This is a genomic window from Isoptericola sp. AK164 (assembly GCF_029643425.1).
Lineage (GTDB): Bacteria > Actinomycetota > Actinomycetes > Actinomycetales > Cellulomonadaceae > Isoptericola > Isoptericola haloaureus.
In genome coordinates this window covers 2,899,802-2,914,428 of record NZ_CP119106.1, presented here as the reverse complement: position 1 = coordinate 2,914,428, position 14,627 = coordinate 2,899,802, and the positions used below count along the sequence as shown (strand labels likewise).

Genomic DNA, 14,627 nt, shown 5'->3' with positions numbered 1-14,627 from the left:
CATGAAGCGCAGCCTGCGGAACTGGTCCGTGGTCGGACTGGCCGGAGCGACGCTCGCACTGAGCGGGTGCGCCGGCTCGGCCGTCAGCGCGGCCGGCGGCGACGCGGAGGCCACCACCGAGGACGTGGCCGAGATCCACATCGGCGCCCTGCACCCGCTCACCGGGTCCAACGCCGCGGACGGCCAGCAGATGGCCGCTGCGGCCCAGATGGCCGTCGACGCCGTCAACGAGGCCGGGGGCATCGAGTCGCTCGGCGGGGCCGAGCTCGTCCTCGACTCGGCGGACACCCAGGGCGAGGCCGAGACGGGACAGAGCGAGGCCACCCGCCTCATCGAGGAGGGGGCCGTCGCGCTGCTCGGCACCTTCCAGAGCGGCACCAGCGCGAACGTCGCGTCGGTGGCGGAACGCAACCAGGTGCCGTTCGTCATGGACGTCTCCGCCCTCGACGAGATCCTCGAGCAGGGCTACACCTACTCGTTCCGCCTCCAGCCCAGCGCCAGCCAGATGGGCACCCAGGGAGCCGAGTCGCTGCTGTCGCTCGTGGAGGACTCCGGCGCCGAGGTGGACCAGGTCGCCTACCTGTACGAGCAGGGCAACTACGGTGCCGCGGCCTACGAGACCTTCCTCGCCGAGGCCGAGGAGGCCGGGCTGACCGTCGACCCGGTGATCCAGTACGACCCCGCCGCGGTCAACGACATGACCACCCAGATCACGCAGGTCGCCGCCTCGGACGCCGACGCGCTCGTGGTGACCGGCTACTACCGCGACTCCCTGCTCGTGGCGCAGGCGGTCGACATCGTCGAGCCGGACCTGCAGGCCGTGTACGGCGTCGCCAACGGCGCCTACGACCAGCCCGACTTCGTCAACGACGCCCCGAACGGCGGCGACGGCTACTTCGACGCCAACTACCACTGGGACGTCACCAACGCCGACTCCCAGGCGCTGGCCGAGGCGTTCGAGGCCGAGCACGGCGAGCCGATCCGCAGCTCCGCCGTCCTGTCCTACGACGCCGTGATGGTCATCGCCGAGGCGCTCGAGCGCGCCGGGTCCACCGACACCACCGCCGTGCGCGACGCCGTCACCGAGACCGGGTACGCGCCGCTGATGGTCGCCGACGGACCCGTCACCTTCGACGAGACCGGCCAGAACACCAACGCCGCCGTCGTGGTGATGCAGATCCAGGACGGCGACATCGTCCAGGTCTTCCCGCAGGAGTTCGCCGAGACGGACTACGTCTTCCCCGCTCCGCCGACCGAGTGACCGCGCTCCCCGCGCCCGTCCACGACTCCTGAGGAGGTCCCATGGCCACGAGCCTGCAGAACGCGCCGGAGACCACCGGCTCGGCCGCGCGGCGGCCCACCCTGTCCGAACGCCAGAAGGTCGCGATCGTCACGGTCTCGGTCCTGGCGGTCGTGACCGCGGTCGCCGCGCTCCGCGCCGGGAGCAGCACCGTGCTGGTCCAGGCACTCGTCACCGGCGTGCTCACCGGTGGCATCTACAGCCTCGTGGCCATGGGCCTCACGCTCATCTACGGGGTCCTGCACATCATCAACTTCGCCAACGGCGCCCTCGTGGCGCTGGCGATGTACCTGACGTTCGTCACCGTCGACACGATGGGCGTCCACCCCTACACCGCCCTGCTGGTCGTCGTCCCCGCGATGGGGGTGCTCGGCGCCCTGCTGCAGACGTCGCTGCTCAACCCGGTCATGCGGGCGCCGATCCAGATCCAGCTCCTGGTCACCATCGGCCTCGCGCTGGCGATCGAGAACGTCCTGCTCCTGGTCTTCGGGCCCACCCCGCGCTCCGTCCAGCTGCCCGGCAACGTCGGGGTCAGCATCCTCGGCGCCACCGTCGAGCTGTCGCGGATCTACGCGTTCGTCGGCGCGCTGGTGCTCGTGGCGATCCTGTCGCTCGTGCTGCAGAGGACGGCGATCGGCACCTCGATCCGCGCCGTCGCCGCCAACCCCGAGGGCGCCCGGCTGGTCGGCATCAACACCAAGTCGATCTACTCGGTGACCTTCGCGCTCGGCGCCATGGCCGCCGGAGCCGCCGGCGTGCTCGTCGCCCCCTTCACGACGATCGAGCCCACCAGCGGGGCGATCTTCAACCTCACGGCGTTCGTCGTCGTCGTCCTCGGCGGGATGGGCAACATCCCCGGCGCCCTGGTCGGCGGGCTCGTCGTCGGGCTCACCGAGCAGCTGGCGGGTCTGATCCTGCCGGACGAGAGCCCGCTGCTGGCCGTGTTCGTCGTCTTCCTCATCGTCCTGTTCATCCGCCCCAAGGGTGTCTTCGGGAGGGCCTCGTGACCACCACCGCAACCCCACGCACCTCGACCTCCGCCGGCGGCGGGCTGACCGGCCGCCTCACCACGGACACCGGGTCGCAGCGCTCGCGCGGCGACTACGTCGTCCTCGCCGTGTTCGTCGCCGTCGCCGCGGCCGTGCCGTTCGTCCTGTCCGCCTCGGACATGGCCATCGCCAACCGCGTCCTGATCTTCGCGATCATGGGTGTGGGCTGGAACATCATGGCCGGGTTCGGGGGCATGTTCTCCTTCGGCCACGCCGCCTACTTCGGCATCGGGGCCTACGCGACCGCCTACGGCGTCGTCGTCCTGGGCCTCAGCCCCTGGCTCGGGATGCTCCTCGGCATCGCGATCTCCGTCGCGGCCGGTGTCGGCATCTCCTACCTGGCGCTGCGGTACAAGCTCACCGGCGCCTACTACACGATGTCGACGTTCGCGTTCGCCGAGGCGCTGCGCCTCTTCGTCATCGGCAACGACGCGCTGAACCGCACGGTCGGCTTCACGATCCCCGTGCAGCAGGGCTCGTCCCTCGTGGACTTCCAGTTCCCGGCGGGCTCGCCCTGGTACTACTGGATCGGGCTGGGCCTGCTCGGCATGTGCCTGCTGGCCTCCATCCTCTTCGTCCGGTCCCGGCCCGGCCGCTTCACCATCGCCGCCCGGGACGACGACGTGGCCGCCGCCGCGCTCGGCATCGACGTGCTGCGGCACAAGCTGTTCGCCGTGGCCGTCTCGGCCGCGATCACCGCCGTCGCCGGCACGTACTACGTGCAGTACTACATGTTCGTCGACCCGGAGATCGCCTTCGGCGCCGCCGCCTCGAACGACGCCATCATCACCGCGGTCGTGGGCGGCACGGGCACCATCTGGGGCCCGATCGTCGGCGCGATCATCATGGCGCCGCTGTCGGACGTCGTCACCGGGTTCCTGCGCACACCGCCGCCCGGGTTCGAGTGGCTCGCCGGCCACGGCGGCCTCGACATCATCCTCTACGCCGTGATCCTCGTCGCGGTCGTGATCCTGCTCCCCAAGGGCGTGTACGGCACGCTCGTGTCCCGTCGGAGGAAGTCGTGACCGCTGTTCTCGAGGCCACCGGCATCAGCAAGTCCTTCCGCGGCCTGCAGGCCCTGCGCGGGGTCGACATCTCCGTCGAGGAGGGGCAGATCCTGGGCGTCATCGGCGCCAACGGCGCCGGCAAGACGACCCTGTTCAACTGCATCACCGGCAACTTCCCGCCGACGTCCGGCACGGTCCGGCTCGACGGCGCGGACGTCACCGGGCAGCCCGCGCACAAGCTCGCGCACCGCGGCATGGTCCGTACGTTCCAGCTCATGCGGCCGTTCCACACCATGACCGTGCTGGAGAACGTGGAGATCGCGGCGATGAGCCGCGGCGCGCGCGGCGGCACGGCCCGCCGGGAAGCCGGCGAGACCGTCGAGCGGACCGGGCTGGGGGAGTGGGCCGACCAGCTGTCCGGCTCGCTGCCCGCCGCGATGCAGAAGCGTCTCGAGCTGGCCCGCGCGCTCGCCATGCGTCCTCGGGTCCTCCTGCTCGACGAGGTGCTCGCCGGGCTCGTCCCGGCCGAGCGCGCTCCCGTGCTGGACCTGCTGGAGAACCTCCGTGACACCGAAGGGATGACGATGGTCTTCATCGAGCACATCATGGCCGCGGTCCGGCGGCTGTCCGACCACGTCGTGATGATGGACTCCGGTGCCGTGCTGGCCACCGGCTCGGCCGACGAGGTCCTCACCGACCCGCAGGTCGTCGAGGCCTACCTGGGCAAGGAGGCCTCCGATGCTTGAGCTCACGGGTGTCCGCAGCGGCTACCACGGCCTGGAGATCCTCCACGAGGTGAACCTGACGGTGCAGCCGGGCGAGATCGTCGCGATCGTCGGCGCGAACGGCGCCGGTAAGTCCACCACGCTGCGCACGATCGTCGGCGAGGTGAAGCTCCAGGGCGGGTCGGTCACCTTCAAGGACCAGCCCGTCGTGGGTGGGCGCAGCCACGAGCTCGCCCGCCGCGGGCTCATGCTCGTGCCCGAGCACCGGGCGCTGTTCGGGTCACTGACGGTCGACGAGAACCTCACCATGGGCGCCCGCGCGCGCAAGGGGCGCTGGGGGTTCGAGAAGGACTGGATCCTCGACCTCTTCCCCATCCTGCGCGAGCGGCGCACGCAGCTCGCCGAGACCATGTCGGGCGGTCAGCAGCAGATGCTCGCCATCGCCCGGGCGCTCATGGGGTCGCCGGACCTCCTGCTGCTCGACGAGCCGTCCACCGGGCTGTCGCCGAAGCTGACCTGGACGGTGTTCGACGCCGTCAAGGCGATCCGCGACCGCGGGGTCAGCGTGCTGATCGTCGAGCAGAACGCCTCCCAGGTGCTGTCGTTCGCCGACCGGGCCTACGTGCTCGAGTCGGGGTCGGTCGTGCTCGAGGGGTCCGGTGCCGACCTGGCGGACGACGCGCGCGTCCAGGCCGCCTACCTCGGGGGCTGACATGACGCTCAGCGGACTGGCGTCCTGGGCCGCCGCGCTGCGGCTCGACGACGTCGCCCCGGACGCGCGGGCCGCCCTGGAGGACGTGCTGGCGAACCTGCTGGCCGTCACCGCGGGCGGGCACGGGACACCGGCGATGCGCCGGCTCGTGGACGTCTGGGACCCCGCTCCCGGACCGTGCACGCTCGTCGGTGTCCCCGCGGCAGGGGTCTCCGTCGAGGCCGCCGCGTGGCTGAACTCGGCCGCGGCCGTGCGGACCGAGCTCGACGACGGCAACCGCTTCGCGGCCGGTCACCCGGCCGCGCTGAGCCTCTTCGGCGTGCTGGCGCAGGCCGAGGCGACGGGGGCGAGCGGCAGCAAGCTGCTCGAGGCGCTCGTCGTGGCGTACGAGGTCTCCGCGCGGATCGGTCGGGCCACCACCCTCGCGGCCGACGTGCACACCCACGGCACGCTCGGTGCACCGGGGACGGCGGCCGGGTGCGCGGTGCTGGCCGACGCCGGTGCCGACGTCGTCGAACGGGCCGTGCGCACCGCGCTCGGCGGGCTCGTCGCGACCTCCTGGACCCCGGTGCTCGCCGGCTCGGACGTCCGTGACACCTGGGCGGGCACCGGAGCGGTCGCCGGCCTGGCCGCCGCCCGCGTCGCGCGCGCCGGCTGGGCGGCACCCGGCACCGGGATGCCGCCGGCCGTCGGCGAGCTGGACCCGGAACAGCTGGTGCCCGTCGGCACCGACCTGCTCCTCGCCCACGGCTACCTGAAGCAGCACGCGGCCTGCGCGTACACGCACGCCCCCGCGGACGCCGCGCTCGCGGTGCGCGAGCGGCTGGCCGCCGCCGGACGCGACCTCGACGACGTCGCGTCGATCACCGTCGCCACGGCCCCGGCCGGGGTGCGGCTCGCCGCCCGGCGGTGGAGCACCCCGCACGGTGCGCACTTCTCCACCCCGTTCGCCGTCGCCAGCGCCCTCGTGCACGGCGACGTGGCCCCGCACCGGTCCGACCCCCTCCGGGCGCCCGCCGTGTCCGGGGTCGCCGACCGGGTCGAGCTGGAGACGCTGGAACCCGGCGACCCCGGCGCCCGTCCGGCGCGCGTCCGGCTCACGCTGGACGACGGCACGGTCCTCGAGGCCGCCGTCGACCACCCGGCCGGGGACCGCGACCTGACCCCCTTCGACGCCGCCGACCGGCGACGTCTGCTCACCCAGGCGCTCGCCGCCGGGGCGTCGCGCGTCACCGCGGACGACGTCACCGACGTCGTGCGCTCGCTCGCCGACGCACCGCGGTGCGACGAGCCGCTCGCGAGGCTGCGGCCCCGCCCGACCACGAGGAGGAACCACCCATGACGGACTGGAACGCGGAGGTCGAGACCATCCGCCGCCGGCGCGCCGAGCGCACGAAGGTCGGACCGGGCGAGCGTCCCGCGGTCGTCGTCGTCGACTTCCAGCGCGCCTTCACCGAGCACGAGAACATCGGTCCGGGCACCGCCGTCGCACTCGAGCACACCCAGCGGCTGCTCACGGCGGCCCGCGCCGCGGACGTCCCGGTGATCTACCTGGTGATGATCCTCGACGACCTGGACGACCGGATGCTCGCCCAGCGGGTGCGCTCGTCGCTGACCGAGCGCTGCCTGCGCGGCGACCCGTGGACGGAGATCAGCCCCGTCGTGCCGCCGGCCCCGCAGGACCACGTCGTGGAGAAGACCGTCGCGTCCGGCTTCTGGCGCACCCGCCTGGACGACCTGCTCGCCGAGCTCGGGGTCGACGAGCTGGTGATGACCGGCACGTCGACCAGCGGCTGCGTGCGCGCCACCGTCGTCGACGCGGCCTACCGCAGCCTGCGCGTGAGCGTCGTCGAGGAGTGCTGCGACGACTTCCGCGTGCTGTCCGGCGAGACCAGCCTGTGGGACATGCAGGACCGGTTCGGCGACGTCGTCTCCCTGGACGAGACGCTCGAGCGGTTCGCCGCCCGGGCGGCGGGACCGGGCCGGACGGCCGACGACGCGGCGGTGCACGCGTGACGCCCGCGGCCCGGCTGACCACCGACGACCGGCTCGTCTACGCCCCGCTGCCCCTGCGCCCGCGGGTCACCTGGCCCGGCGGCAAGGGCGTGGCCGTGTGGCACGCCCCGAACGTCGAGCACTACGACTACGTCCCGCCGGGCGGCGGCAGCCCCCAGGGCCGGGTCGCCGCGCCGGACGTGCAGCACTACATGCACCGCGCGGCCGGCAACCGGGTGGCGCTGTGGCGGATGCTGCGCGCCGTGGACCGCTACGAGATCCCGTCCACGGTGTCGCTGAGCCTGACGCTGCTGGAGGACGACCCGGACGTGCGCGACGCGATGCGCGAGCGCGACTGGGAGGTCATGAGCCACGGCATCTCCAACCTGCGGCCGATCTACGACCTGTCGTGGTCCGAGGAGGACGCCTTCCTCGCGCAGTCGCAGCGGCTGGCCGAGACGTACTACGGCACGCGGTTGCGGGGCATGCTCGGCCCGAAGATCTCCGGCACCGACGCCACGCCCGACCTCATGGTCGCGCACGGCATGACGTACCACGCCGACTGGATCCACGACGAGCAGCCGCGGCCGCTGGCCACCCGCGACGGCGGTCGGCTGGTGTCGATGCCGTACAGCTACATGCTGAACGACGTCCCGATGCTGCACGCCAAGAACCTGTCGCCCGAGGACTTCGTGGCCCTCGTGCTGGCCCAGGTCGACCGGCTCGCCCGGGACGCCGAGCGGGACGGCCAGGCGAGGGTGGCCTGCCTGGCCACGCACCCCTTCCTGCTGGGCCAGCCCCACATGCTGCGGTACCTGGAGGAGATCTTCGACCGGCTGCGCGGCGACGACCGGCTGTGGCTGACGCGCGCCGGCGACATCGCCGACCACTACCTGACCCACCACTACGACACCCAGCTCGCCCACGCGCGGGCCCTGGCCGAGGAGGTGGCCGCGTGAGCCTCGTGACGAACCCGGACGACGCCGTCGTCCACGCCCCGACCCTGCCCCGGAGCAACGACCCGCGGCGCGACCCGTGGGCGCCCCGGCAGGACGCCCGGCTGGTCGTGAGCGTGCTGCTGCACGCCCCGGCCTACCAGGACGTCGTGCCGGCCGGCACCACCACTCCGCAGTCGATGCCCGGCGGCGTCGGCCGCGACACGTCCGAACCGCGGCACGGGCAGGTGGCCCGGCTCTCGCAGTGGGACTTCGGGCTCACCGTCGGTGTCTGGCGGCTGCTCGACGCCGCGGCCGACGCCGGCGTCCCGGTGGCCGTCGCGCTCGACGAGCGGGGGGTGCGGCGCATGCCGGGCCTCGGGCGGCTCGTGGGGGAGCGGGCGGCCGAGGTCGTCGCGCGCGGCCGGGCCGCGAACGTGCTCACCCCGCCCGACGCCGACCTGGCCGCCGAGACGGCCGCCGTGCGCGCGAGCGTGGACGCGGTCGCCGCTGCCACCGGGCGGGAGGTCACCGGCTGGTTCTCCCCGGAGCGCGCCGAGACGCCGCGGACCACCCGCGCCCTGCGCGACGCCGGGCTGCGCTGGTTCGGCGACTGGCCCGTCGACGAGCGACCGGTGGCCCTCGACGGGGACGCGACGGGGCTGACCGCCCTGCCGTTCTCGCTGGAGACCGAGGACGTGTTCGCCCTGTACACGCGCGGCGTGACCGCCGACGCGTACGAGCGGATCCTGCACGCCACGATCGACCAGCTCCTGGCCGACGCCGACGTGCTCGGACCGCGGTTCCTCGGGCTGAGCTGGTTCGGCTGGGTGCTCGGCCAGGCCTGCTTCGCCGACGTGGCCGAGCGGGTGCTGCGTCGTCTCGCGGCCGAGCCCGGGGTCGTCGTCGTCCCGCCGGGGGACGTCGCCCCGTGACCACGACGACGGCGGCGCAGCTCCCGCGGCCGATGAGCTGGGCCCTGGGCTCGGGCACGATCCTGCAGGGCCTGAACTCGGCGGTCCTGGCCGTCGCGCTGGTCTCCATCGGTGCCGACCTGGGCACCGGGCCGGCGACGGCGTGGATCGTGTCGGCGCTGTACCTGTCCGCGGCGGTCTGCTCGCCGACCGGCGGCCGGCTCGCCGACCTGTTCGGCCCGCGCCGCGTCTACCTCGTCGGCCTGGCGATCACGCTGGTGGCCTCGGTGGCGGGGCCGTTCGTGCCCAGCCTGGAGTGGCTGGTCGCCGACCGGTTCCTGCTCGGGGTGGGCACGGCGCTGCAGTTCCCGACGGCGATGGCGATCATCCGCCGCGAGGCGCAGCGTCGACGCACCTCCCCGGCGTCGGCGCTGGGCGTCATAGCCCTGTGCGGCCAGACCACCGCGGCCCTGGGCCCCGCCGTCGGCGGGCCGATCGTGGCGGTCTGGGGCTGGGAGGGCATCTTCTGGGTCAACGTCCCGATGGTGGCCAACGCGGCCTTCTGGGTGCTGCGCACGGTGCCCGCCGACCCGCCCCGCGCCTCCGTCGGTTTCGTCGGGACGCTGCGCGCCATCGACCCGGTCGGGCTGGTCGCGTTCGTGGCGACGCTGGCCACGCTCATGCTCGGCCTGCTGTCCCTGGAGACCGGTGCCCGGTGGTGGTGGTTCGTCGCGGCCGCCGTCGGCGTGGTCGTCCTGGTCCTGTGGTCCGCACGGTCGCCCCAGCCGTTCCTGGACGTGCGGCTGCTCACCCGGAACCCGGCGCTGTGGCGCACCTGCGTGCGCGCCATGGTCACCTTCGTCTCCTTCTACACGATCTTCTACGGCCTGCCGCAGTGGCTCGAGGCCTCGCGCGGGCTCGGGCCCGTCGGTGCCGGGCTGCTCATGGTCCCGGTGTTCGGCGTCGGCGTCGTGTCGACCGTGGTCGCCACCCGGCTCGGCTCCCGCGTCCCGGCCCACCTGCTGCTGGTGGTCGGCGGGGCGGCGATGGTGGCGGCCGGGGCGCTCGCCGTCTGGGCCGTGACCGTCGACTCGCCGGTGTGGCTGTTCGTCCTGCTGGGCGGGCTGCTCGGGCTGCCCAACGGTTTCAACAACATCGGCAACCAGCTCCAGCTGCACTCCGCGGTGGAGCAGCAGCAGGCCGGCGTGGCCAGCGGGCTGTACCGCACGTCCCAGTACGTCGGCGCCGCGCTGGCCGCCGTCGTCGTCGCCGCCGGCGTCACCCCCGCCGGCGCCGACGGCATCCACGCCCTCGGCGCCTGGGTCGGCGGGATCGGGCTCCTGCTCCTCCTGCTCTCCCTCGCCGCGCTCCTCGTCTCCCGGAGGTCCACCGCACGATGACTGCCCTGTTCACCCCCCTCACGCTGCGCGGCACCACGTTCGCCAACCGCGCCTGGACGTCGCCGATGTGCATGTACGCCTGCGAGGACCGCACGGGCCGCGTCACGGCCTGGCACCGCGCGCACTACGCCCAGTTCGCCCTCGGCGGGGCCGGTCTCGTCGTCACCGAGGCCACGGCCGTGCTGCCCGAGGGTCGCGTGACCCCGCAGGACGCCGGGCTGTGGAACGACAGCCAGACGGCGGCGTGGGCCACCGTCACCGAGGCCGTGCACGCCGTGGGCGGGAAGATCGCGGTCCAGCTCGCCCACGCCGGCCGCAAGGGCGGCAAGTACCGCGGTCTGCCCGGCGACGCCCACCGCAACCGGTCCGTGCCGGTCGAGGAGGGCGGCTGGTCGACGCTCGGCGCCTCGGACGAGCCGTTCGGCGACTACGCGCCGCCGCGGCCGGCGACCGGCGACGAGCTCGACCAGGTCGTCCAGGCGTTCGCCGTCTCGGCTCGCCGCGCCGTGGAGGCCGGGTTCGACGCGGTCGAGCTCCACGGCGCGCACGGTTACCTGCTGCACGAGCTCCTGTCACCCGTGACCAACCGCCGCGACGACGACTGGGGCGGCGGCGGGCGGGAGCGGCTGCTCGTGGCCGCCGCCGCGGCCGTGCGCGTCGCGATCGGCGACGAGGTGCCCCTGCTCGTGCGGGTCAGCGCCGAGGACGTGGCCCCGGGCGGGCTGGACGCGTACGACACCGCCCGCCTCGCCCGTCGGCTGCGCGAGGTGGGGGTCGACCTCGTGGACTGCTCCTCGGGCGGGCTCGTGGCGGGCGCCGACTACTTCGAGGAGCCCGGCTACCAGGTGCCCGGCGCCGCGGTCGTCCGGACGGAGGGCGGTGTGCCGACGGCCGCCGTCGGACGCATCACCGACGCGTGGCAGGCCGAGCAGGTCCTGCGCGACGGCAGCGCCGACGCGGTGATGATCGGGCGCGCCATGCTGCGCGACCCGCACTGGGCCCGGCACGCCGCCGCGGAGCTCGACGCGCCGGGTGCGCCGGTCGAGCCGCGCTACTACCGGGCGTGGCGCGGGACCGTCCTCGACGGGCTCACCGTGCCGACCCCGGTCTGAGGTCCGGCGCGGCCCCGGGTGCTGAGGTCCGGGGCCGGCGCCGGCGCGGTCCGCCCGCTCAGTCGGTCGGCTGCACCGAGGCGATGCGGTGCACGGCGATCGTCAGCTCGGCCTCCCGCACGGCGTCCAGCGCCCGCAGCCGGCCGCCCTCGAGCCGCATCGGCCGCAGCTCGCGCCGCTCCAGCCCGCCGGACGCCCCGACCAGCTCGACCCACACGGAGCGCCCGTCGCGCAGCGCCTCGCTCAGCTCGGCCTGCACGTCCCCGGGCTCGCGCACGGGCTCCCCGACGACCGCACCCGGTCCGACGGCGGCACCCGGGCCGGGCGAGGCGCCGTCGACGGCCGGCGGCAGCTCCTGGCCGACGCCGTCCGGCGGTGTCCCGGTGCCACGGCTCGTGCCGGTGCCGCGCATCCGGTCGACCAGCTCGCGCCGTGCGGCGTCGGTGACGCCGCGGACCGCCCCGGTCCCGCGGCGCCGGGACCAGACGTCGCGGTCCAGCCGGTCGGGACGGCGGACCCGGCCGAGCGGCCGGCCGTCCGGACCCTCGAGCGCCGAGAGCAGGCCCCGGTCGCGCAGCACCTCGTGCAGCTCGGCGGCCGGGACCGACGCCGCGAGCACCGTCGGGGCGAGCCGGACCAGTCCGAGGGCGGACAGCCGCGGATCGTCGGCCAGGCCGGCGAGCATCGCGGGGTCGGCGGCCCGCACGTAGGACTGCGCCGAACCGACCCGCAGCGCCTCGTGGCGGCGTGCGGTGTCCTTGACCAGGTACTCCAGCGGCTGCGGCACCGGGACGGCGGACCGCTGGGCGATCTCGGCCAGCAGGTCCTCCCCGCTGCGGCCGTGGTCCAGCGCCCGGGTCACGGACCCGGTCGTGAACCGCACCGTGGTGGCGGCGCCCCGGGACTCGACCTCGGCGGACTGGTCGATGAGCCGCGCGAGGTCGGGCGAGGGACGCCCGGGCACGATCCCGGTCAGGTCGCCCTGCAGGAGGAACTCGTGCACCTCCTCGGGGAACACCGAGCGCATGACCGTGCCCAGGTCCGTGGCCGGGGCGTCCTCCCCGGGCTCGCGCACCGCGCGCCCGGGGGTGGACAGCACCCCGGCGCCGGTGACGCCCAGCATCGCGGCCTCGCGCAGCAGCCCCGCCACCGCGGCCTCCGGGGGCACCGCCCGCGGCGACCGCCACCGCAGCACGGCGAGCACGTCGTCGACCCCGAGCGCCACGCCCGGCTGGGCGTCGAGCACCTCGAGCACCTGCTGGCGCAGCCGCGGCACCCAGGGCCGCTGCAGGTCCGCGGACAACGGCGCGCGCACCGTGCCCTTCTCGTCGCGGGTACCGACCTGCCACGCTGTGCGGCGGGAGCGTCGCCAGGCCTCGGCCAGCGTGGCCCACCGGTCGGCGTCGTCGGCCTCCTCCCAGCCGTCGGCGCGCGTGGTCGGCCGGAACGACGCGGGAGCGTCGCCGTCGTCCGCGACCAGCCCGGCGCTCGCGGCCAGCTCGACGACGGTCGCGGCGGTGGCCTCGTCGGTCTCGAGCAGCCGCGCCGTGCGGCGCAGGTCGCGGACGCCGAGCCCGCCGGCGCGCAGCACGACGGGTGGGGTGTCGTCCCAGGCGACGAGGACGTGCGCGACCTGACGCACGATCTCCAGCGCGGCGCCGGCGGCCTCGGCGTCCACGGTCGGATCCGGGACGGTGCGTCCGTCCGGACGGGGCGGGTCGAGGTCGGGTGCCCGGTGGGTGCGACCGCCCCGCAGGGCCAGACCGACGTCGCGGGGCAGCACCACGTGCCGGGCGTCGGAGCGTTGCAGCAGCCCGTCGCCGACGAGCTGGTCGACGGCGGCGCGGGGCGCGGAGCCGGCGGGCGGGACGACGCCGACGGGCGGCCCCCAGGCGAGCGCGTCGAGGACCTGCCGGGCGGCGGGGGACAGGGCCCCGACGTCGACGGTCGGGGCGTCGTCCTCCCGGACGGGGCCGAGGCCGGCGGGGTAGGGGCCGAGCACCTCGTCGAGGCCGGGTGCGGGCCGCACCCCGCCGTCGTCGTCCCACACCAGGGCCGCGTCGCGGGCGGCGGCCAGGACGCGACCGACGGCGTCGGCGGACCCCGGTGCGCCGAGCGCGTCGGTGACCGCTCCCGCCCCGACGGGGGTGTCGCCGTCGGACAGCGCGAGCAGCGACTCCAGGACCTGCAGCGTGCCGGCGTCCAGGTGGGCGACGGCCCGCTCGGTGCTGGTGCGGCTGGCGGCGCGCGCGGCGAGGGAGCGCAGCGTGGAGGGGGAGGGTGTGCCGAGGTCGGGGCGCACGCGGAGCAACGTCACGAGCTCGTCGTCCGTGCGCGAGCGCACCCACTCGGTGAACGTACCGGCCATCTGATCGATGTTACGCCCGCTCCCCCCGAAGTTGTGGGCATGAAATCTGCAGGCCGACAGCGGTGGGTCCTGCAGATTTCATGCCCACAGCGGGGACGCCACGGGGAACGGGGGCCGACGGGGATCAGTCCGCCGCGGTCGCCCGGCACACCTCGGGCCACGGGGTCGGGGCGATCCCGAACCGCTCCCGGGCGGCGGTGGAGTCCAGCACGTACGGCCGCTCCCACTGGTACATCAGCTGGCGCAGCTCTCGTACCAGCGGGGAGAACCACGAGACGACGGCGACGGTGGCGCCGCGCAGCTCACGCACCTTCACGGGCGGCTTGCCGACGGCGGCGAGCGCGTCCGTGACCGCCTGGCGCTGGGTGACCGGCGGGTTGGACGGCACGTGCCAGACGCGGCCGTGCGCGTCGTGGTCCGCGGCGGCGGCCACCAGGGTGCGGGCGACGTCGCGGACGTCGGTGAAGGTGTGCGGCTGGTCGGTGCGGCCGAGCATGCTGACGGCGCGGCCCTGCCGGGCGGCGGGCAGCACGCGCGTGACGTGGCCGTTCCCGCCGACGCCCGGCCCGACGTAGTCGGAGCCGCGGACCTCGACGGCCCGCAGGCGCCCGGCCCGGTGGGCGGCGAGCGCGTCGGCCCACATTCGTGCCCGCAGCCGGCCCTTGTGGTCGGTGGCGGCGTCGGGGAGCCCCTCGGACATCGGGCCGTCGACGGGGCCGTAGGGGTAGAGGTTCCCGGTGATCGCGTAGACGGCGCCGAGCCGCTCGGCGCTGGTCAGCAGCGAGGCGGCCAGCGGCGGCCAGAGCTCCTCCCAGCGGGTGTAGTCGGCCGGGTTGGCGCAGTTGTAGAGCACGTCGGCGTCCGGGTCGACGGCGCAGAGCGCGTCCGGGTCGGCCGCGTCGACGGCGACGTGGCGCACGCCCTCCAGGCCGGTGTCCCGGCCCGAGCGGGTGGCGACGGTGACCTCCTCGCCGGTGGCGGCGAGGAGGGTGGCGACCTGTCGGCCGACGGGGCCGGCGCCCACGACGAGATGACGAGACATGACCCGTGCTCCAATCCGAGAGCGGTGCTCTCACTCTGTGTCGTCAGCGTGGCACGGCGGCGGGCCGG

General features: G+C 74.8%; 13 protein-coding genes. 11 read left to right on the top strand and 2 right to left on the bottom strand.

The annotated features are described in order from the left end of the window. The first annotated feature begins 1 nt into the window (after window position 1). From PO879_RS13400 to PO879_RS13350, 11 genes are read left to right on the top strand one after another with little or no spacing between them, the layout of a single operon-like run. On the top strand, window positions 2-1,261 hold the full coding sequence (locus tag PO879_RS13400; protein WP_278235375.1) for an ABC transporter substrate-binding protein: 1,260 nt from the start codon (window positions 2-4) through the stop codon (window positions 1,259-1,261). Between the two features lie 41 nt (window positions 1,262-1,302). Then, window positions 1,303-2,307, top strand: a complete 1,005-nt coding sequence (locus PO879_RS13395) for a branched-chain amino acid ABC transporter permease (protein WP_278235374.1) — start codon at window positions 1,303-1,305, stop codon at window positions 2,305-2,307. After that, on the top strand, window positions 2,304-3,374 hold the full coding sequence (locus tag PO879_RS13390) for a branched-chain amino acid ABC transporter permease (RefSeq protein WP_278235373.1): 1,071 nt from the start codon (window positions 2,304-2,306) through the stop codon (window positions 3,372-3,374). The genes PO879_RS13395 and PO879_RS13390 overlap by 4 nt, the downstream gene beginning before the upstream one ends. Next, complete coding sequence (locus tag PO879_RS13385) at window positions 3,371-4,102, top strand: ABC transporter ATP-binding protein (RefSeq protein WP_278235372.1); 732 nt, start codon at window positions 3,371-3,373, stop codon at window positions 4,100-4,102. Before PO879_RS13390 ends, PO879_RS13385 begins: the two co-directional genes overlap by 4 nt. Beyond that, complete coding sequence (locus tag PO879_RS13380) at window positions 4,095-4,793, top strand: ABC transporter ATP-binding protein (RefSeq protein ID WP_278235371.1); 699 nt, start codon at window positions 4,095-4,097, stop codon at window positions 4,791-4,793. Before PO879_RS13385 ends, PO879_RS13380 begins: the two co-directional genes overlap by 8 nt. A gap of 1 nt (window position 4,794) precedes the next feature. Further along, window positions 4,795-6,135, top strand: a complete 1,341-nt coding sequence (locus PO879_RS13375) for an MmgE/PrpD family protein (RefSeq protein WP_278235370.1) — start codon at window positions 4,795-4,797, stop codon at window positions 6,133-6,135. Beyond that, window positions 6,132-6,809, top strand: coding sequence for an isochorismatase family protein (locus PO879_RS13370; protein WP_278235369.1), 678 nt, complete (start codon window positions 6,132-6,134; stop codon window positions 6,807-6,809). The genes PO879_RS13375 and PO879_RS13370 overlap by 4 nt, the downstream gene beginning before the upstream one ends. Continuing rightward, window positions 6,806-7,747 carry a polysaccharide deacetylase family protein gene (locus PO879_RS13365; protein ID WP_278235368.1) on the top strand — a complete coding sequence of 314 codons (942 nt, stop codon included), beginning with the start codon at window positions 6,806-6,808 and terminating at the stop codon, window positions 7,745-7,747. The genes PO879_RS13370 and PO879_RS13365 overlap by 4 nt, the downstream gene beginning before the upstream one ends. Beyond that, complete coding sequence (locus tag PO879_RS13360; protein ID WP_278235367.1) at window positions 7,744-8,658, top strand: hypothetical protein; 915 nt, start codon at window positions 7,744-7,746, stop codon at window positions 8,656-8,658. The genes PO879_RS13365 and PO879_RS13360 overlap by 4 nt, the downstream gene beginning before the upstream one ends. Further along, complete coding sequence (locus PO879_RS13355) at window positions 8,655-10,037, top strand: MFS transporter (RefSeq protein ID WP_278235366.1); 1,383 nt, start codon at window positions 8,655-8,657, stop codon at window positions 10,035-10,037. The genes PO879_RS13360 and PO879_RS13355 overlap by 4 nt, the downstream gene beginning before the upstream one ends. Continuing rightward, window positions 10,034-11,149, top strand: coding sequence for an NADH:flavin oxidoreductase/NADH oxidase (locus PO879_RS13350; RefSeq protein ID WP_278235365.1), 1,116 nt, complete (start codon window positions 10,034-10,036; stop codon window positions 11,147-11,149). Before PO879_RS13355 ends, PO879_RS13350 begins: the two co-directional genes overlap by 4 nt. Window positions 11,150-11,207: 58 nt before the next feature. On the opposite strand, the gene PO879_RS13345 is transcribed toward PO879_RS13350, so the two are convergent. Beyond that, on the bottom strand, window positions 11,208-13,517 hold the full coding sequence (locus tag PO879_RS13345; protein WP_278235364.1) for a helicase-associated domain-containing protein: 2,310 nt from the start codon (window positions 13,515-13,517) through the stop codon (window positions 11,208-11,210). 124 nt (window positions 13,518-13,641) lie between these two features. Further along, a complete protein-coding gene (locus PO879_RS13340; protein WP_278235363.1) occupies window positions 13,642-14,559 on the bottom strand; it encodes an NAD-dependent epimerase/dehydratase family protein in 918 nt (305 codons plus the stop codon). Window positions 14,560-14,627: the final 68 nt, after the last annotated feature.

Coding starts and splice junctions, on each gene's coding strand:
- PO879_RS13340 (WP_278235363.1), bottom strand. CDS start 14,559: ATGTCTCGTCATCTCGTCGTGGGCGCCGGCCCCGTCGGCCGACAGGTC.
- PO879_RS13375 (WP_278235370.1), top strand. CDS start 4,795: ATGACGCTCAGCGGACTGGCGTCCTGGGCCGCCGCGCTGCGGCTCGAC.
- PO879_RS13350 (WP_278235365.1), top strand. CDS start 10,034: ATGACTGCCCTGTTCACCCCCCTCACGCTGCGCGGCACCACGTTCGCC.
- PO879_RS13400 (WP_278235375.1), top strand. CDS start 2: ATGAAGCGCAGCCTGCGGAACTGGTCCGTGGTCGGACTGGCCGGAGCG.
- PO879_RS13345 (WP_278235364.1), bottom strand. CDS start 13,517: ATGGCCGGTACGTTCACCGAGTGGGTGCGCTCGCGCACGGACGACGAG.
- PO879_RS13370 (WP_278235369.1), top strand. CDS start 6,132: ATGACGGACTGGAACGCGGAGGTCGAGACCATCCGCCGCCGGCGCGCC.
- PO879_RS13395 (WP_278235374.1), top strand. CDS start 1,303: ATGGCCACGAGCCTGCAGAACGCGCCGGAGACCACCGGCTCGGCCGCG.
- PO879_RS13380 (WP_278235371.1), top strand. CDS start 4,095: ATGCTTGAGCTCACGGGTGTCCGCAGCGGCTACCACGGCCTGGAGATC.